Annotated in this window: 18 protein-coding genes; 14 read left to right on the top strand and 4 right to left on the bottom strand. The window is 49.3% G+C overall.

The features are described from left to right. The first annotated feature begins 197 nt into the window (after positions 1 to 197). The 11 genes from AC4QZR_RS18860 to AC4QZR_RS18810 all read left to right on the top strand — a co-directional run bounded on the left by AC4QZR_RS18860 (position 198) and on the right by AC4QZR_RS18810 (position 9483). Complete coding sequence (locus tag AC4QZR_RS18860; protein ID WP_253401823.1) at positions 198 to 428, top strand: AtpZ/AtpI family protein; 231 nt, start codon at positions 198 to 200, stop codon at positions 426 to 428. Between the two features lie 5 nt (positions 429 to 433). After that, positions 434 to 817 (top strand): hypothetical protein, encoded by a 384-nt coding sequence (locus AC4QZR_RS18855; protein WP_494482306.1) that lies wholly within the window; start codon positions 434 to 436, stop codon positions 815 to 817. A 44-nt stretch (positions 818 to 861) separates the two neighbouring features. Then, a complete protein-coding gene (atpB, locus tag AC4QZR_RS18850; protein ID WP_494482305.1) occupies positions 862 to 1896 on the top strand; it encodes a F0F1 ATP synthase subunit A in 1035 nt (344 codons plus the stop codon). Between the two features lie 37 nt (positions 1897 to 1933). Continuing rightward, complete coding sequence (gene atpE / locus AC4QZR_RS18845) at positions 1934 to 2197, top strand: ATP synthase F0 subunit C (protein WP_007653345.1); 264 nt, start codon at positions 1934 to 1936, stop codon at positions 2195 to 2197. 133 nt (positions 2198 to 2330) lie between these two features. After that, on the top strand, positions 2331 to 2825 hold the full coding sequence (locus AC4QZR_RS18840; RefSeq protein WP_494482304.1) for a F0F1 ATP synthase subunit B: 495 nt from the start codon (positions 2331 to 2333) through the stop codon (positions 2823 to 2825). A 54-nt stretch (positions 2826 to 2879) separates the two neighbouring features. Beyond that, positions 2880 to 3437 (top strand): ATP synthase F1 subunit delta, encoded by a 558-nt coding sequence (gene atpH, locus AC4QZR_RS18835; RefSeq protein WP_220627318.1) that lies wholly within the window; start codon positions 2880 to 2882, stop codon positions 3435 to 3437. A 2-nt stretch (positions 3438 to 3439) separates the two neighbouring features. Then, positions 3440 to 5020 (top strand): F0F1 ATP synthase subunit alpha, encoded by a 1581-nt coding sequence (gene atpA, locus AC4QZR_RS18830; protein ID WP_253401829.1) that lies wholly within the window; start codon positions 3440 to 3442, stop codon positions 5018 to 5020. Positions 5021 to 5088: 68 nt separating this feature from the next. Then, positions 5089 to 5976, top strand: a complete 888-nt coding sequence (atpG, locus tag AC4QZR_RS18825; RefSeq protein ID WP_253401831.1) for an ATP synthase F1 subunit gamma — start codon at positions 5089 to 5091, stop codon at positions 5974 to 5976. 169 nt (positions 5977 to 6145) lie between these two features. Then, positions 6146 to 7864 carry an alkaline phosphatase PafA gene (gene pafA, locus AC4QZR_RS18820; protein WP_494482303.1) on the top strand — a complete coding sequence of 573 codons (1719 nt, stop codon included), beginning with the start codon at positions 6146 to 6148 and terminating at the stop codon, positions 7862 to 7864. 48 nt (positions 7865 to 7912) lie between these two features. Beyond that, positions 7913 to 8485, top strand: a complete 573-nt coding sequence (locus AC4QZR_RS18815) for an inorganic diphosphatase (protein WP_253401835.1) — start codon at positions 7913 to 7915, stop codon at positions 8483 to 8485. A gap of 113 nt (positions 8486 to 8598) precedes the next feature. Beyond that, a complete protein-coding gene (locus AC4QZR_RS18810) occupies positions 8599 to 9483 on the top strand; it encodes a UbiA family prenyltransferase (protein ID WP_494482302.1) in 885 nt (294 codons plus the stop codon). Here the strand turns inward: AC4QZR_RS18810 and AC4QZR_RS18805 are convergent. The 4 genes from AC4QZR_RS18805 to AC4QZR_RS18790 all read right to left on the bottom strand — a co-directional run bounded on the left by AC4QZR_RS18805 (position 9480) and on the right by AC4QZR_RS18790 (position 15831). Continuing rightward, the gene (locus tag AC4QZR_RS18805; RefSeq protein WP_494482301.1) at positions 9480 to 10991 is read right to left on the bottom strand and encodes an NAD(P)H-hydrate dehydratase; all 1512 of its coding nucleotides are present in this window, start codon (positions 10989 to 10991) and stop codon (positions 9480 to 9482) included. The two genes, AC4QZR_RS18810 and AC4QZR_RS18805, sit on opposite strands and share 4 nt — an antisense overlap. A gap of 136 nt (positions 10992 to 11127) precedes the next feature. After that, the gene (locus AC4QZR_RS18800) at positions 11128 to 13542 is read right to left on the bottom strand and encodes a DUF5686 and carboxypeptidase-like regulatory domain-containing protein (protein WP_494482300.1); all 2415 of its coding nucleotides are present in this window, start codon (positions 13540 to 13542) and stop codon (positions 11128 to 11130) included. Positions 13543 to 13623: 81 nt separating this feature from the next. Further along, positions 13624 to 14481 carry a phosphatase PAP2 family protein gene (locus tag AC4QZR_RS18795; RefSeq protein ID WP_494482299.1) on the bottom strand — a complete coding sequence of 286 codons (858 nt, stop codon included), beginning with the start codon at positions 14479 to 14481 and terminating at the stop codon, positions 13624 to 13626. 144 nt (positions 14482 to 14625) lie between these two features. Further along, positions 14626 to 15831, bottom strand: a complete 1206-nt coding sequence (locus AC4QZR_RS18790; RefSeq protein WP_494482298.1) for an NADH-quinone oxidoreductase subunit D — start codon at positions 15829 to 15831, stop codon at positions 14626 to 14628. A 223-nt stretch (positions 15832 to 16054) separates the two neighbouring features. On the opposite strand from AC4QZR_RS18790, the gene AC4QZR_RS18785 reads away from it, so the two are divergent. From AC4QZR_RS18785 to AC4QZR_RS18775, 3 genes are all read left to right on the top strand, one after another. After that, positions 16055 to 16855 (top strand): hypothetical protein, encoded by an 801-nt coding sequence (locus tag AC4QZR_RS18785; protein WP_494482297.1) that lies wholly within the window; start codon positions 16055 to 16057, stop codon positions 16853 to 16855. Between the two features lie 86 nt (positions 16856 to 16941). After that, positions 16942 to 17403: a hypothetical protein gene (locus AC4QZR_RS18780; RefSeq protein WP_494482296.1), complete on the top strand. Its 462-nt coding sequence runs from the start codon at positions 16942 to 16944 to the stop codon at positions 17401 to 17403. Between the two features lie 45 nt (positions 17404 to 17448). Then, complete coding sequence (locus AC4QZR_RS18775) at positions 17449 to 17934, top strand: hypothetical protein (RefSeq protein WP_494482295.1); 486 nt, start codon at positions 17449 to 17451, stop codon at positions 17932 to 17934. Positions 17935 to 18103 lie beyond the last annotated feature (169 nt).

Raw genomic sequence — 18103 nt, 5'->3', positions numbered from 1 at the left:
ATACAATAATATGCCAATTATGTAAGGGTTTAGGGATAAAGCCTAAAGTCCGCTATTGAACTATAGAAAATAAGAAATGGTTTCAGGCCTCAGAAGGCGTCGGAAACGCTCCGAAAAGCTGGCTAATTAAAGTAGAATTGCACAGAACCCCATGAAAAAAGTGTAATTTTGTAAATCATTGAAAAACAACCCAACGCATGTCACAGCCAGACGAACAAAAGCCAAAGGGCGAAGACTCTTTTAAAGGCTACCTGAAGTACTCAGGGTTGGCCTTTCAGATGATCGGGGCGATGGTGCTGGCCGCCTGGGGCGGTTCGGCGCTGGACGAGCGCATGGGCAATGAGAACCCCTGGATGACGATCGTGCTGCTAGTTTTGGCAGTGGTGGCCTCTATGGTGTTGGTAATAGTATCCTTAAATAAAAAGTAACCGCATTGAAATTCTTTAAAAACCTCCTCATTTTCACAGGTGTTGTGAGCATCGGCATTGGCCTTCTCTCTTTCTATACTAGCACGGCGCTCCTTCACCCGCTAGTCTGGTATATTTTAGGTTTTATGGTCCTTGTTACGGCCTTGGCCTTTTATGTGTCGCGGTTAGGCGTGGGCTATGACCCGGATAACTTTCAGCTGTACTACTTTGGCTCGATGGGCTTCCGGATGATCCTCAGCATCGCCGTTATATTTGTTTACATATACATGTACTCCGAAAATGAGCTGCAGTTCGTTTTCAACTTCTTCGCGTTATATTTTCTATTTACCGGGTTTGAAATCTACAGCTTAATAACTAACTTCGCACCGCAATTGAAAAAGCAAGACTAGAAATAGCTTTTGTGGATTTTAACTTTGCTTTTAAATCTCTCTTAATGAAGAAGTTATTTATTTTACTGTTTTCCTTCTTGACGATCTCTGCCCAGGTAGAGGCTGCAGCGGAAGGCGGCGAGTTTAAGCCAGGCGATATGATCACCCATCACATCGCAGATGATTATACCTGGCATTTTGCCGATGGTGTAACGCTATACCTTCCTGTTATCCTGATCGATAACGGTACTCCAAAGGTGTTTTCATCCAGTAACTTCTATGACGAAAATCACGCAGTGGTACCTTACGAAGGCTACATGCTGAGCCACGGCCACATCTACCGTGCGGATGCCAGTGGCCAGCAGGCTGCTAATCAGTCTTCTCTTCTGGACTTCTCTATCACCAAGAACGTTGCCTCTCTTTTCATTAGTGTGGCCCTGTTATTAGTGGTGTTCTTTGTAATTGCCGGTAGCTACGCAAAGGGTAAAGGCAGAGCTCCTAAAGGTATACAGTCTTTCTTTGAGCCGATCATCATCTTTATTCGTGACGAAATAGCTAAGGCGAACATTGGTCCTAAGTATGAGCGCTACATGCCATACCTGCTGACGATCTTCTTCTTTATCTGGTTCAACAACCTGCTTGGTCTGATGCCGGGTGGCGCCAACCTGACAGGCAATATCGCGGTAACGCTGGTGTTGGCTACTATGACCCTGTTGATTACAGTGTTCAGTGGTAATAAGAGCTACTGGTCGCACATATTTGCTACACCTGGTGTGCCTACCTGGCTTGCTCCGATCATGATTCCTGTGGAATTGATCGGTATTCTGACAAAGCCGTTCTCGTTGATGGTTCGTCTTTTTGCTAACATCACGGCAGGTCACATTATCATCCTGTCGCTGTTCAGCCTGATCTTCATCTTCGAGAGCATATTTGTTGCACCACTAAGCGTGGCCTTCGCAATCTTCATGTTCTTCCTGGAATTGTTCGTGGCACTGCTGCAGGCGTACATCTTCACTTTGCTTTCAGCGATGTATTTTGGTGGAGCGGTAGAAGAGCACGATCATGTAGGTGACCACGGTCACGGAGATGGCGCACATTAATCTGTTTTTTATTTTTTAACTATATATAACTATAATTATGTTAGCAATTTTGCTTCAAGCAGTAGCAGCTACAACCGACTTCGGTTTGGCTATCATGGGTGCCGGTATCGGTGCTGGTCTGGTTGCCCTTGGCGCTGGTTTGGGTATCGGTAGAATCGGTGGCTCTGCCATGGAGTCTATCGCGCGTCAGCCAGAAGCTGGTGGTAAAATCCAGACTGCTATGATTATCGCGGCTGCCCTTATCGAAGGTGTTGCACTTTTCGGTGTGGTAGTTTGCTTGCTAATCTCTTTCAAAGGCTAATATCCTTTGTATTTGGTCTCTCGTCCGGACGTATGGTCCGGACAGAGAGATTAAAAATAGTTAAATAGTTAAAAGCACTGCCGGTTAAAAGCCGGTGAACTGATTAAAACCTAATTATTCAAATTCATACACAATGGAATTAGTAACCCCAGGTATAGGTTTAATTTTCTGGCAGACGGTGACTTTCATCATCGTGCTGTTCCTGCTTTCCAAGTTCGCCTGGAAGCCTATCATGAATGCGCTGAACGAGCGTGAGACTTCTATTGAAAACGCACTGAGCGCTGCTGAAAAAGCAAAGCTTGAGATGCAGGGTCTGAAGGCTGAGAACGAGAAACTGCTGGCCGAAGCCCGTATGGAGCGTGACAAGATCCTGAAAGAAGCTTCTGATGCTGGTAACGCTTTGGTAGAGACAGCAAGACAGAAAGCAAATGAAGAAGGTGCCCGTATGATCGCACAGGCGCGTGAGTCTATCGAAAATGAGAAACGTGCCGCTATCACGGAAGTGAAGAACATGGCTGCCGTTCTTTCAGTGGACATCGCTGAGCGCATTCTGCGCAAAGAACTGAGTAACCCACAGGCACAGCACGAGCTTGCCAAGGATTACATCAACGAAGTAACGCTTAACTAATCGTATCAACATAGCCAGGCTGCACAAATAGCAAAGAGGCCATAATAAAGCAATATGTCAGAAATTAGAATTGCTTCGAGATACGCAAAGTCACTGATTGAACTGGCGCAGGAAAGAGGTGTGCTGGAGCAAGTGAAGGAGGACATGGATTTGTTCGCCAAGGTGCTTGACCAGAACAGAGAACTGAAGCTCCTGATGCGTAACCCAGTAGTGAAGTCAGACAAGAAACTGGCCGTAATCAATGCGGTGTTCAAAGGCAAAGTAAACGACCTTACCCTGGCTTTCTTTAAGATCGTGGCCCAAAAAGGCCGTGAGTCGGTGCTTGTGTTTATTGCTCCTGAGTTTACGAAGCAGTACAATGTGTACAAAGGCATCACAACAGCCAGCGTAACCACTGCAGTGCCGCTTACAGAAGAACTTCGCAACGAACTTGGCCAGCGCCTGGTAGCCCAGACAGGTCAGCGCGTAGAATTAGAAGAAAAGATTGATACAACCCTGATCGGTGGCTTCGTGCTCCGTGTGGGCGATCAGCAGATTGACAGCTCTGTGAAGTATAACCTGAACAAGCTGAGAAATAAATTTAAAGACAACCCCTATATCAATAAATTATAATCATGGCAGAAGTAAGACCTGACGAAGTATCAGCCATACTAAGAGAGCAGCTATCTGGCTTCCGTTCTGAGGCAGAATTGGAAGAAGTAGGTACAGTACTGCAAGTGGGTGACGGTGTCGCTCGTATCTATGGCCTTTCCAAAGCACAGTCTGGTGAGCTATTAGAGTTTGAGAACGGACTTCAGGCGCTTGTTCTGAACCTGGAAGAAGACAACGTAGGTGCCGTAATGCTTGGCGACTACAGCGAAATTAAAGAAGGCGCCACTGTAAGAAGAACGAACCGTATTGCCTCTGTAAAAGTAGGTGATGGCATCATCGGCCGTGTGGTAAACACACTGGGTCAGCCAATCGACGGTAGAGGTCCTGTTGCAGGCGAACTGTACGACATGCCACTGGAGCGTAAAGCACCAGGTGTGGTATTCCGTCAGCCGGTAAACGAACCAATGCAGACTGGTATCAAGGCGATTGACTCCATGATTCCGATCGGCCGTGGACAGCGTGAGCTGATCATCGGTGACCGTCAGACAGGTAAGTCTGCTGTTGCGATTGACACTATCCTGAACCAGCGCGAGTTCTTCGAAAAAGGACAACCAGTGTTCTGTATATATGTAGCCGTAGGTCAGAAAGCATCTACAGTAGCCCAGGTAGTGAAGTCATTGACTGAAGGTGGCGCGATGGATTACACAGTAGTTGTTTCGGCTTCTGCTTCTGATCCAGCTCCAATGCAGTTCTTTGCTCCATTTACAGGTGCTGCTATCGGTGAGTTCTTCCGCGATACCGGCCGTCCTGCACTGGTTGTTTATGACGACCTTTCCAAGCAGGCTGTTGCTTACCGCGAAGTGTCTCTGCTGCTGCGTCGTCCTCCAGGGCGTGAAGCTTATCCTGGTGACGTATTCTACCTGCACTCTCGCCTTCTGGAGCGTGCCGCTAAGGTGAACGCTTCTGACGAGATCGCTCGTAACATGAACGACTTGCCAGAGTCTATCAAGCACCTCGTGAAAGGTGGCGGCTCTTTGACTGCTCTTCCAATCATCGAGACGCAGGCTGGTGACGTTTCTGCCTATATCCCAACGAACGTAATTTCGATTACAGACGGTCAGATCTTCCTGGAAACGAACCTTTTCAACTCAGGTATCCGTCCTGCGATCAACGTAGGTATCTCTGTATCGCGTGTGGGTGGTAACGCTCAGATCAAGGCGATGAAGAAAGTATCTGGTACGTTGAAGCTGGATCAGGCGCAGTTCCGTGAACTGGAAGCGTTTGCGAAATTCGGTTCTGACCTGGATGCTGCGACTAAGCTGACAATTGAGCGTGGTCGTCGTAACCTCGAGATCCTGAAGCAGCCACAATTCTCTCCGGTATCAGTTTCTGAGCAGGTAGCTATTATCTACTGCGCTACAAACGGTCTATTGGACAACGTGCCTGTGAACGAAGTTAGAACTTTCGAGAAAGACTTCCTGCGCACCATGCGTGCCCAGCACCAGGACACCCTGAACGCTCTGTTGGCCGGTAAGCTGGACGACGAGACGACAGGTGTTATCAAGCAGGTAGCCAGAGAGCTTTCTGCCCGTTACAAAAAGTAATATTTAGTTATGAGTTAGAGACTGCTGACAAAGGCGGTCTCTAACTTTATGCTCATAACATATAGAATATGGCAAGTTTAAAAGAGGTTAGAGGCCGCATTACATCTGTATCGTCTACGCAGCAGATTACCAAAGCCATGAAAATGGTGGCGGCTGCTAAGTTGAGACGTGCTCAGGACAACATTCTGCGTATGCGCCCTTATGCGCAGCGTCTGAGTGGCATCCTGGCCAACCTGTCTCAGTTGACAGAGGGTTCTGTGTCGAACAAATACTCTGAAAAGCGTGAAGCGAACAGAGTACTTGTGATCGCGGTAACATCTGATCGTGGTCTAGCAGGTGCTTTTAACTCAAACATCATTAAAGCCGCCAATGTACTGGCACAGGGCAAATACCGCAGCCAGTATGAGGCCGGTAACCTTACCTTCCTGACAATTGGACGTAAAGGTGCTGAGGCTTTGAGCAAGCGCGGTTATAAAGTGATCGGTGACTATACCGGTACTTTCGCAAACCTCTCCTTTGACACCGTTCGCGTTGCAGCGGAGCGTGCCATGGATGGTTTCGTTGCCCGTGAGTTCGATCAGGTGGATATTATCTACAACGAGTTCAAGAACGTGGCTACGCAGATTGTGCGTACGGAGCAGTTTTTGCCTATTGAAGATAAGCCAGTGGAGGAAACTGCCAACAGCATGGTGTCTGACTATACCTTTGAGCCATCAAAAGAGCAGATCATTGAAGAGCTTATACCTAAGTCGCTTAAGATTCAGGTATACAAAGCGGTGCTGGAGTCGAATGCTTCCGAGCACGGTGCCCGAATGACTGCCATGGACAAAGCGACAGAAAACGCCGGCGAACTGCTGAAAGAACTGAAGCTTACCTACAACAGGACGCGTCAGGCGGCCATCACGAAAGAGATTCTCGAGATCGTGGGTGGAGCAGAGGCGCTTGCTGCAAAATAAATTGAATTACCAGATATAAAAGCAACGCCCATCACACCTGGTGGGCGTTCTTTTTTTGGGGATATAATACAGTGTGTTATATTTTTGTTAAAACATCGAGTACGGGTATGTATGCCGGCCGGTAAGTTGGGGTGTGTTGCCTATATTTGAGAAACTCAACAACAAACACATGAAGTTAAGCGGTTTTAGATCCGGTTTTCAGACTTTGGTTGCAGCATTTGTATTAGTTGCAGTGCAGGCTTGTACTACTACTACTAATACAGGCAACAGCCCAAGCGTAGTAAATGAGCAACAGGTAAACCCGCCAGTGATCGGTGTAGAAGGCCGGCCGAAGCTGGTAGTAGGCATTGTGGTGGATCAGATGCGCTACGATTTTCTGTACCGTTACTGGGATAAGTACAGCGAAGGCGGATTTAAAAGACTGGTAAGACAGGGCTTCAACTTCAAAAATAACCAGTACAGCTACGTGCCGACGTATACCGGACCAGGCCACGCATCCGTTTATACCGGTAGTGTACCTGCCTTAAACGGTATTATCGGAAATAACTGGTATGATCGCACCACGGGCAAGTCTGTGTACTGTGTGGAAGATAAGACCGTGAAAACGGTAGGCAGTACTTCCGATGCCGGCCTGATGTCGCCTAGGAACCTGCTGACGACCACCATCACAGATGAACTGCGCCTTTCCAACAACATGCAGTCGAAGGTGATAGGTATAGCCCTGAAAGACAGAGGGTCTATTCTGCCAGCCGGCCATACCGCCAATGGCGCCTATTGGTTCGATTCTCCTTCCGGAAACTGGATCACGAGCACGTATTATGCGAATAACCTGCCTAACTGGGTACAGGAGTTCAACAACCAAAAGCATCCGGACAAACTGTTGGGTGAGGTATGGAACACACTCCTTCCGATCGAACAGTATACCGAAAGTACAGCAGATGATATGCCGTGGGAGCGTGCCCTGCCAGGCGAAGAAAGACCCGTATTTCCGCACAACATCCCTGCCTTACGTGGTAAGGATTATGAGCTGATTCGCTCTATACCTGCCGGCAACACAATAACCACGGAGTTTGCCAAAGCAGCCCTGCGCGGTGAGAACCTGGGTAAAGGAAAGCATACCGATTTTCTGGCGCTGAGCTACTCTACCCCTGACTATACCGGGCACTCTTTCGGACCCAACTCTATTGAAGTGCAGGATGTATACCTGCGCCTCGACCGTGAGATTGAAGAACTGATCAATCTGCTGGAGAAGGAAATCGGCAAGGACAATGTTTTGATTTTCCTGACGGCAGACCATGGCGCGGCGCATGTGCCCACCTATATGGAGTCGCTGAAGATTCCGGCAGGCACAGCCAACTCCGGCATAATGCGTGACTCGCTGGAGTTGCACCTGAACAAAATGTTGGGCAAAGGTCGTTGGGTGGAGCGTTATACCAACCAGCAGGTATACCTGGACCATAAAACGATTGAGGCCAAAAAGCTGAAGAGAGCAGATGTGCAGGAAGCGGTGGCCAATTATGTGATGCGTTTTGAAGGAGTGGCCAGAGCCATTCCGGCTGAGGCGGTACAGCGTGTAGGAGCGACTGGCGGACTGATGGCGCGCATCGAGAGCGGTTACAACGCCCAGCGCTCCGGCGATGTAGTGGTGGTGCTGCAGCCAGGCTGGTTCGAAGGCTATGGCAGCGGACCGCAGAAAGGAACCACGCACGGCTCGCACAGCAACTACGACACGCACGTGCCGCTGGTATGGTATGGCTGGAAAGTGAAGCCGGGCGAGAGCTCCGTTGAAACCGCTATAGCAGATATTGCCCCAACTATCGCCTCCTGGCTATACATACAGGAGCCAAACGGAAGCGTGGGGCGCCCCTTGCAAGATTTAATGAAGTAACAATACCTGTCGAAACAATTGGTTTCGACGACTTTTAAGAAAGATTATATGATGGAGAATTTAGAAAAGAATAACCCGTGGCACAGCGTGAGCTACGGTGAGGAGGCCCCGGCAGTCGTTACTGCTATCATTGAAATTCCAAAGGGTTCGAAAGCAAAGTACGAGTTGGACAAAGAAAGCGGCATGCTGAAACTCGACCGTGTACTTTTCTCATCGGTGAACTACCCTGCCAACTATGGTTTTATACCTAAAACTTACTGCGACGATAAAGATCCGCTTGATATCCTGGTAATCTGTTCGCTGGATGTAGTGCCTATGTGCCTGATCGATGCGAAAGTGATCGGTGTGATGCGCATGATCGACAACAACGAAGAAGACGATAAGATCATTGCCGTGGCGAACAACGACATGTCGGTACGTCACATCAACGATATTTCTGAATTGCCTCCGCACACTTTGCTGGAGATGCGCCGCTTCTTTGAAGACTACAAGAAACTGGAGCACAAAGAAGTAATCGTAGAGCAGTTCCTGGGTCGTGAGCAGGCTTACGAGATCATCAAGGAGAGCATCAGACTATATGACGCTACCTTTATCGAAACAGAGCCGAAAAGCACGATCTAAAACTTTACTTTTCCTGTAAAGCCTGATGTGGGGTAAAACCTGTGTCAGGCTTTTTTATTTACAGTCGGCCGGGGTTTGAAAGCCGTACCTGAATTGCGAACTTGCAGAGAAGGATGTTAGAAAGAGGATACAACGAGATAAGACACCAGCAACAACTGGCCAATTGGCTGAGAGCAGGTATAGAAGCTTTGCTCTACAGCAATGTGTTCATTTCGCTTTGCGCTTTCGGACTAACAGTAGAAACGTACTTACTGACAGGAAATAAGGTATCGCTGCCGATGGCGGGATTTGTGTTTCTGGCGACGCTCTTTACCTACAACACCAGCAGTTTGCAGCGCACATGGCGTGGTTGGCGTGCCGGCGAGGCCGGACAGCCCTGGAGCATCCGGCATCAGCGGAAGCTGGCGGTGTTGGCTCTGTTAAGCCTAGCAGGAGCTATCATCCTGTTCTTTCTGTTTGAGCTTAGGATTAACCTGTGGTTTGTGCTGGTGCTGGCGCTGATTTCAGTAGGGTATACTGTACCGCTTGCACGCAACCGTTTCAAACCTTTCCGGAGTGTGCCTTTGCTGAAGGTGTTTTTGATTGCGCTGGTGTGGTCTGCCGTAACGGTGCTGTTTCCTTTGATCGATGCAGCAGTGCAGGTGGATAGCCCGGTGATGCTGCTCTGGCTGCGGCGCTTCCTGTTCATTCTGGCGCTGGCCCTCCTGTTCGACATCCGTGACTATACCTACGACCGCCGTACCCGCACCCTCACCTTCCCCGGGCTGCTAGGTGAAAACTATACGCGCCTCCTATCTCTTGGTCTCCTGTTGCTATACCTGTTGCTGGTGCTGCTGACGGAAGAAGGAGCCATTCTCATAAGTTTGATGAGCGCTGCCCTGGTGGCTAGCCTGATCGTATGGAATGCGTCGGAAGAGAAGCCCCGCATCTATTATGCGCTGTTGGCCGATGGTGCCATGCTGGTACATTTTGCTTTCGTATACCTGGCTGTTAGCTAAGCGCGGCCCAACTTCTGAAAAGCCTGTGGCAAATGCTGAATCACATCCGAAGCGATAAGGGCAATTTCTCCTACCGTATCTCTAGCCAGATCACCGGCAAGTCCGTGCAGGTATACGCCCAGCAGACAAGCCTCTTTTAAGGTATAGCCTTGCGCTACCAACCCCGTCAGGATGCCGGTCAACACATCGCCGGTTCCTCCCGTGGCCATACCTGCATTGCCGGTGGTGTTGAAGTAAATGTCTCCTTCCGGCGTAGCAATGGCTGAATGACTTCCTTTGAGGACCATGTAGCATTGGTATACCCGGCAGAATTCCCGCAGTTCCTCCAGCCTTTCGTATTCGTTATTGCTTTTGCAGACCAGTCGTTCGAACTCTTTGGGATGCGGCGTGAAGATGACTTTTCCTTTCGGAAGCTGCGCCTTGAGTTTGTCGCTGCTGGCGATTAGGTTGATGGCGTCGGCATCGATGACGAGGGGCAGATCCGTGGTGGCCAGTAGTTGGCCCAGCAACGTCTTGGTCATTCGTTCTGTGCCGATGCCCGGTCCTATACCTATGGCACTAAACTTCTCCATAGATTCCGGCAGCTTAGACAAATGCCTGCGGTTGTTGTCAGGTATAAGCATGGCTTCCGGCACGGCAGTTTGCAGCACATCATAGCCAATGGCAGGCACCTGCACAGTAAGCAGGCCTACGCCGCTGCGCAGACAGGCCCTGGCCGCTAGCACCGCTGCTCCTATTTTACCATAGCCTCCGCAAAACAGCAGCGCATGCCCGTAGGTGCCCTTATGCGAGAATTTGCTGCGCGGCTTTAGCAGTTGCTGCATCTCTTTCTGCTCCACATAATGGAAGTTCGACTTCGCCTCCGACAGATATGTCGGGCTCAAACCGATGGATACAATGTGCCATTCACCCACGTACTGCTCGTGCTGGGGGAGAAAAAAAGCAAGCTTGGGCAGTTCAAAGCTTACCGTATGATCCGCCTGCACAATGGCTCCCTCTGCAGGCGTCTGCTTGTCCGTGTACAAACCCGAAGGGGTATCAATAGCGACGGTACAGCTGCTGTGCTCATTTAGCCAGTTAATGACATCGGCATAGAGCCCGGTGACGGGTCTGGAGAGGCCGGTACCGAACAAGGCGTCAATCACGCAGGCTTTGTCAGGTATAGCAGGCAGGTCATTTTTATTTTTGATGTAGTGTGGGGGTATCTCGTGTGGCAGTCGCTCCAGGTTGATCTGAAAATCCGGGGACGTTTGGCTACTATCGTTGACCAGGTATAGCTGCACGTCGTAGAGGCGTTGGTGTAGGAGTCGAGCAACTACCAGGCCATCACCGCCGTTATTGCCGGGGCCGCAGAAGATACAGACAGGTTGCTCCGGTGTGAATTTGTTTTCAAACCAACCTGTAAAGGCCCGTGCTGCCCGTTCCATCAATTCTTCTGAAGCAATGCCTTCCTCGCTGATGGTCTGTGTATCAGCTTCGCGGGTTTGTTGAGCGGATAGGATTTTCATACGTTAATTTTATACTTCTTTAACTGGAGATGGTTGTGCCCATTTTCCAGGCCTGCACTTAGCGGAATGTCTTTAGTAGGTATACAGGAACAGGTATAGAAAAGGGAATTGGTTTGCTCTCACGAAGCCCGTACAATTAAAACGCCAATGTGGCCGTCAGCTTGATTTTGAGATTATCCTTTGCTCGTGGCAGGGCATAAGGACCGTAGCGGTAAAAGGCACCAACCCCAACACCCGAAAAGGCAGAGCTGATGACGTTGTTGAGCATCAATCCGGACTCAAAAAAACCTTTGCGCATGTTAGCATACTCGAGTGGCTGGAGTTCAGGTATAGACTGGCGCAGGTCGCCGATGCCCATGTTTTGCACGAGTACCAGGTCAGGCTTAAAGAGTTTAGTGTTGAGCAGACGCTTGCCTAGGTCCTGGCGGAGGAACAAAGCCACGTACCGATCAGAGAAGAACTCGTAAGGACGCATCGTTTCAAAACCCTCGCCGGCATAAACCTTGTAATTGGAGCTGTAGCTGCCGTAGCCATTGTAGAGACTCACGAAAGGCGCATCGCCCTGCACCAAGCCGCCTGCCAACACAAAGCGGGTCTCGCCGAGGCTCCGCTGCCTAAAAGACCCTTCAGCACGCAGATCGAACTTGTTGTAGGTATAGCCGTCGCTTTCCAGGGCGTCGATGCCTTTGGCGTATTGGAGCCAGAGCACAGGGTAGCGGCTCGGCATGGGCAACAGGCGGTTGAACAGTTGCATATACTGCTCGCCATAGGCAAATCGCAGGCCTGCCGTCACTTCAGCCAGGTTGAACTCCGGCATACCTATACCTGGCTCGGGCGTGAAAAGCGGCAGCGTTGGGCGGCGTTGCTCCTGCCGTATACCTGCCTGCCATTGCACGTAGCGCAGCATCCGCCCGCTCAGGCCAGCACTTCGCTGGGTGGTATAGTCCAGGTTGGGCAGGAGAGCAGGACGCAGATCGCTGAGCAGACTCCGCTCCCGGAAAGGCAACCGACGACCACCCGGTTCTTCCACGTCTTCGGCATAAGCCGCCGAAATGGTGAGTTCAGATGGCTTGTGCAGTTTAACGGCAGCATCAGCTCCGTATTTATGTTCCTTATCACGTAGGCCATAGCCCCAGTAGCCGCCAACTGTAAAACGCTCCGAAAGAAGGTTATTGGTATGAGCGCCTATACCTAAACGCATTCCCTCAAAGCGGCTCACCTTAATTAACCGGTTAAGGTCCAGACTGATGGGGCCGATGGGCAGCTGTTTTGCCATGAGATACTCCATGGTACGGATGGTGCGGTCGAGTTTTTGCGCCTGGCCTACGCTGTCGAGGCGTTGGTAGGTGGTCTGCTCTTTCATTGACAAGGAATCGTGACGGTATTGTTGCCAGAGTTGCTCCGGTTGTCGCCAGGCATCCGGCTGCTGCTCCAGCGCAATTACCCCAAAATCGCTTCGCCGGAGCGGTGGGTTCAGGTTGACATTGGTGATGTAGGTGCGGATGTGTGCGTAGGGTTGGTGGCCCCGCATGTAGATCTGTTGCACGGTTATCTCCACATCCAGCTCCGCAGGAAACCACTGTTGATTATCGACTTTTACAAACTGCTGCTGCAACTTCAAGCCGCGCTTGTCATCGGCATGCGACTCAGCCACTACGTTCTGCACGGCCCAGCCATCACTGTTGATGTAAAGCAGTCCTTTCAGGCCATTGAAATTCTTGCCGGGCTGCGGCGCATACGAGATGATAAAGACCGTGTCTGCTCCCACTACAGCTGTTTCCTGTAGCACAAAGTCATAGCGCCTGATGCTGCCATTGCTCAGCGGGCTCAGGTAGCGCTTCCCAAAGAACACCGGCATATCGTCGTACACCGAAAACACCCGCGCCTCTGCGGCCACCACTCCAAAGCTGGGTTGCTGCAGCCCCGACACCCGGGTTGCCAGGATGGTTTCTTTTGAAAGATTTTTGCCCAGCTGCGCATAATCCGTGATGCTTTCCATCAGGAAGAGGTGCTGCTTGGCCAGCAGGTTGTGCATGCGCCATGTTGAGGAATCCTCCTCAGAAAGCCGCAAGGTATCGCTCAGGTCGAGGTCATCAGGGGCGGTGGCCGTCAGGATGAATTTGTTGTAGGTGAGGTAGGTATAAGCCGGGATGTTTTCGAGGCGGTGCCGATCACGGTTCTGATTAGCCAGCTGGATGATGCGGTGCGCCGGATTGATGCCGGATCGAATAACTACTTCCCGCAGCTGGGCTGCCGAAGGATGTAAGGCGATATCAAACTGCGAAAGCGAATCGACCGGGATGGTTTGCGGGGTATAGCCCACGTAGCTGAAGCGCAGATTGGTGATCGGGCGATGGTGCCTGATCTGGTACCGTCCCTCCAGGTTGGAAGTCGTGCCTGTTTCGCCGTCATTCACCACGATGCTCACGAAAGGAAGTTTTTCACGAGTGTTGGCGTCGCGCACCGTGCCCTGCACCTGGTATACCTGTGCGGTAGCAAGGCTCACCTGCAGGTATAGGTATAAGCATAAAAGCAGACGGCGTATGGGCATGTGGTAAAGATATAAAAAGAATTGGCGCCTGCTCACAGAGCGGAAAGCGCCAGGCTATACCTTGTTTGAAGTTACTGGAAATTAAAAGGTATATGACATCGCCATACCCATCTGCCCGTTGGGCAACACAACCGGGTACATGGCCGTGTTCAAACCGCCTCCATGGGTGAGCTTGGCATGTATCCAATAAACAGTGTTCACGGATAGTATACCTACACCAGCGCCGGCCAGCACATCAGAAAGCCAATGCGCATCGTTCAGCACCCGCAGCACACCGGTTCCGCCGGCTATACCATAACTCACCACACTTACCCAGGGACTCTTGTGCCGGAACTCTTTATCCATAAAAGTAGCGATGGTGAACGCGTAGGCCGTGTGGCCAGAAGGGAAGGCATAAGGCTTGCCATTCGGACGATCTCTATCTGTCAGTTTCTTGGTAGGCCAGACAATAGCCGATGCGAGTGCTCCGGATGAAAGGAGCAGCAAGGTCTGGCGCCCGAGTTCGTGCCTGTTCTGCGACGATATGATGTTGAAGCCATACAAGCCCACCAGCGGAGCCAGCATAGCAAAGTCATCGGCATTGGTTGCAAACTTAGGGAAGACCCTGTGCCGGTAGTTAAAAACATCATCGCTGTTCAGAATACCGTGTCCCCCCATGGTGTAAACGCCGGCACCAATAAGCACGGCAGCAGGTATAACGGCCCGCTTGAGGTAGCGTTTGTTGTCGCCCTCCCGTCGCTGCGACTCTGTAAAAGGGTGTTTCTGACCGGGAAGTATGGTGTCGGCAGGAAGGGTGAAGAAATCATCACCTACAGACCTGAGCGTATCTGTTTTCGGCTTCTGCTGCGGATGCTTCTGCACCTGTGCCATGGCTGTGGCAGGTGCAAAAAGTATACTAAGCCAAAGGAGATGTATGTTGAATAGCTGGTTCAATCTCATATGCATACTACAGGAAATTCGTGTGATTCTCGGAGTGCAACAAAAAGCACATCAGTGATTTTTAACGGCTACTATTGCCATGAGTTTTGAAAGGAAACCACAATGTATTGTCCTTAACACTGCCAGCCAGAAGTGGCAAGGGGTTTACCGGTCCACTTCGCCCAGCACGATATCCACGGAGCCTACAATGGCGATGAGGTCGGCTACCATGCAGCCACGGCTGATTTCGGGCAGTACAGAGAGGTTCACAAAGCTTGGGGCGCGGCCATGGCAGCGGAAAGGCACATCGCTGCGGTCGGTGGTGCGGAAGAAGTAACCCAGCTCGCCGCGCGGGGTTTCGCCCCGGAAGTAGAGCTCCTGCGTGCCGGTCATGCGCATCTTCTTGGGGCAGGCAGCCTGCGGATCGAAGTCGGGGGTGCGCTTGTGCTCACCTACCAACTTATCGAGGCATTGGCTGATGATCTTGACAGACTCACGGCATTCGAGCGCCCGCACATAGTTGCGGTCCCAGCAGTCGCCGGTGGTGCCCATCATACCTTCGCCGATCGGCACATCAAATTCCAGCTCCGGGTATACGCTATACCCATCCACGCGGCGCAGGTCGTGGCGCAGGCCGGAACCACGCAGCATCGGGCCGGAGCAGCCGTAATTGATGGCCACATCCAATGGCAGTATACCCACATTGGCCGTGCGGTCAATGAAAATTTTGTTGGTGAGCAGGATGGTGTCGAGTTCGTCGAGCTTGGGCTTCAGGTAATGGATAAACTCCCGGCAGCGCTCCTCGAAACCGATGGGCAGATCGTAGTACAAACCACCCACCCAGATGTAGTTATACAGCATGCGGGCGCCGCTCGTCCACTCGAGCAGGCGCTGAATGTGCTCCCGGTCGCGCAGCAGCCACAGAAAAGGCGTGAAAGCCCCGATGTCGATGGCGTACGTACCGATAGCCAGGAAGTGCGAAGCCAGTCGGTTGAGTTCCGTCACCAGCACCCGAATATACTCCACCCGCTTCGGAATCTGATCGGTTATACCTAGCAGCTTCTCCACGCCCATGCACCACACATGCTCCGAGTTCATGGCAGCCAGGTAGTCCATGCGGTCCACGTAGGGAATGGTCTGGTTATAGGCCATGCTCTCGGCATGCTTCTCGAAACAGCGGTGCAGGTAGCCGATGTGCGGCGCCACTTCAGTTATGATCTCCCCGTCTGTGACCACTTCCAGGCGCAGTACACCGTGCGTACTCGGGTGTTGAGGGCCCATGTTCACGATCATCTCGCCCGCCCGCAGGTGTTCCAGGCTGAACTTGTTCGGCTCCGACTGCAGCAGGTATTCTTTGTGCGTGGTAGACAAGGGAGATTTAGTTATGAGTTTAATATGAGTTGAGCAAAGTTCGGAAAAATGGGGGAATTATGGAGGAGTAGTTTTCAGAGAAGGAAATTGGAGGTTTGAAGTATAATCTAAATGGTATATAGTATATTCGGTAGTCCGGTTCCGGTTATCTGCCGAAAACGACAAAAAACGGGATGTTTATTCCGTTTATACACTAGTTGGCAATTATTGATAAAGAGGAAAAATGTTTAAAAATCTTTTTGGGAAAAGCAAAAATGAAAATCTCTCCTCATCAGAGATGGGAGTAGACTACTCTACAGAGTACATCGACATTAAAGGATGGAAACTAGAAATTGATACCTCCAATATGAAGGATTTTTCAATTTTAGATTTACCATACAACCTCGATTTTCATCTGGAAAACTGGAACCATAATATCCAAGAAAGGACCTCTAAAAAACTTGAAGTATTACCTGGAAAGGTTCTTGAATTTTGGACGCTACCGCACTATTCCCACATGATTTCTTCAGAGGTTATAGAATCATTTAAAGCAATTTTTAAGCAGACGCAAACGAACAAAGGGGATACAGAAGATTATTGGGAGAGAACTGCGGAAATTGAAACTGAGATACTCGACAAATATTTACAAGAAATAAAAGAACTTGTTTATCAATTCGACCACACCAACTATGGTTACAAAATGTTTCAGATTCAATCGAAGTATGAAACGACCAATCTAAGAGGCGGCAGTGGGTATCAGGCAAATTGGGGAACGCAGCATACGTTTGATAAATCAAACGGAAAGAGAGAATTTATAAAGTTTGAAGTTTATAATAACGGAGAACAACAGATTGAATGGATTCCAATTGAGGATAGAAAATTATACCTTTTTGATAATCCTGTAACAAATACAAAAGAGGGCTTTATTATCCGAAAAAATTTCCCTGAAGAAAGCCAAATAGAACAGTATGAAAGGGTTGCTGAACTTTTAGGTGTTGCCCAAAATAATAAGCTATCTATAAAAACGAAATATCATCAATGTTAAAAAAACGAATTGCCAACAAGGTGCAGCTTTAACCCTTGCTACGCTTCGGGCTTCGGCTGCACAAGTACGTTAGCCAAATTATTACTATGATGTATATCCTGTTACTAACATTAATGCTTAGTATAAGTCCTAAGGCTTTTGCTCAAATATTGCAGGGAGTATGGAAGTTAGAAACCTCATCTTCTTTGCCGGCGACGTCTATGCCATTGAAAAAAGAAATTATACTTAAGATAGTCAGTGAAGATAGCGTTAGCTGGGAATTACATGAAGATCAGGTGATCGGTACTTTGGTTGATGAAAAAGGAAACAACGCAGGTTTAGAAAAACACACTTTAACTGAAAAAGGGAGTGGTAAGATCATTAAAGGGCTAACAAAAGACAGTCCGACTCTTCGGCTAAACATTGTATATTCATCATTCCATCATGAAGAAAAGCTTGTCAAAGAGTATAGCTTAAGCATGAAGAATAACGCTTTGTTATTGGAAGCTCTTGACTGTGAAGAGACATTGGAATTACAACGATTGGTACAAAAGCCTGAAAGGCATTAAAGCAAATTAATCCTTACTATTTGGCTAATAAAACCTCCACAGAAAATGTCCTCTATAGCAAGTTCCTTGATGTTTTTGCTCTTATGCTTTGCAGCACTTAGCGACGCTGCAAGTAATGAATTAAAAAGATCTTTCTTTCTTCATTTTAACGATGTTAACAATCCCAAAACTTTAAAAGGCAAAATCTCGGAAGCAGAAGCCAAAGTAGCGATCGATTACTTTGTTGCTTTTACAAATGCCAAGGGGAGAGTGGAGAGAGTGGAGCAGATAAGCCTCAATAAGGTAAAAATGACATTGGTGTATTCTTATACAGGAAAGAGGGTAAGCAAACTTACAAGCTTTCAATTTCATAAGGGGGCATTTACAAAATGTGATAACACTTTTGAAAAGAAGATCCGGAACACAGCATGCTATGATGAGGCCGGAGCTTTAGTTTCAAAGGAAAGCTATAACAAACTGACGAGAAATTACTCGGTTGAAAAATTTGACTCAACCGGAAAGATGATTTTTCATGAATGGGGCCAATTTTGAATAAACAGCCTGCCAGATTAATGTAATAAAGAAAATAACTATGGCTAACAACTAAGGCTTCGTTGGGTACGGAGTGCCCACAATGAAGCCGTGGTTGCACGGAACCGGGCGACGCGTTATGGGTTTTAAGTCGGAAGAGGCTTGCCCCTGAACTACTTGTTGGGGCTAT

The sequence above is a fragment of the Pontibacter sp. YIM B11418 genome (assembly GCF_059278805.1).
Note: the sequence above shows the minus strand (reverse complement) of the source record. Positions and strands in the feature narration are given on the sequence as shown.

Coding starts and splice junctions, on each gene's coding strand:
- atpB (WP_494482305.1), top strand. CDS start 862: ATGAAGAAGTTATTTATTTTACTGTTTTCCTTCTTGACGATCTCTGCC.
- AC4QZR_RS18775 (WP_494482295.1), top strand. CDS start 17,449: ATGTCCTCTATAGCAAGTTCCTTGATGTTTTTGCTCTTATGCTTTGCA.
- AC4QZR_RS18810 (WP_494482302.1), top strand. CDS start 8,599: ATGTTAGAAAGAGGATACAACGAGATAAGACACCAGCAACAACTGGCC.
- atpG (WP_253401831.1), top strand. CDS start 5,089: ATGGCAAGTTTAAAAGAGGTTAGAGGCCGCATTACATCTGTATCGTCT.
- AC4QZR_RS18840 (WP_494482304.1), top strand. CDS start 2,331: ATGGAATTAGTAACCCCAGGTATAGGTTTAATTTTCTGGCAGACGGTG.
- AC4QZR_RS18795 (WP_494482299.1), bottom strand. CDS start 14,481: ATGAGATTGAACCAGCTATTCAACATACATCTCCTTTGGCTTAGTATA.
- atpH (WP_220627318.1), top strand. CDS start 2,880: ATGTCAGAAATTAGAATTGCTTCGAGATACGCAAAGTCACTGATTGAA.
- AC4QZR_RS18815 (WP_253401835.1), top strand. CDS start 7,913: ATGATGGAGAATTTAGAAAAGAATAACCCGTGGCACAGCGTGAGCTAC.
- atpA (WP_253401829.1), top strand. CDS start 3,440: ATGGCAGAAGTAAGACCTGACGAAGTATCAGCCATACTAAGAGAGCAG.
- atpE (WP_007653345.1), top strand. CDS start 1,934: ATGTTAGCAATTTTGCTTCAAGCAGTAGCAGCTACAACCGACTTCGGT.
- AC4QZR_RS18805 (WP_494482301.1), bottom strand. CDS start 10,991: ATGAAAATCCTATCCGCTCAACAAACCCGCGAAGCTGATACACAGACC.
- pafA (WP_494482303.1), top strand. CDS start 6,146: ATGAAGTTAAGCGGTTTTAGATCCGGTTTTCAGACTTTGGTTGCAGCA.
- AC4QZR_RS18860 (WP_253401823.1), top strand. CDS start 198: ATGTCACAGCCAGACGAACAAAAGCCAAAGGGCGAAGACTCTTTTAAA.
- AC4QZR_RS18800 (WP_494482300.1), bottom strand. CDS start 13,542: ATGCCCATACGCCGTCTGCTTTTATGCTTATACCTATACCTGCAGGTG.
- AC4QZR_RS18780 (WP_494482296.1), top strand. CDS start 16,942: ATGATGTATATCCTGTTACTAACATTAATGCTTAGTATAAGTCCTAAG.
- AC4QZR_RS18785 (WP_494482297.1), top strand. CDS start 16,055: ATGTTTAAAAATCTTTTTGGGAAAAGCAAAAATGAAAATCTCTCCTCA.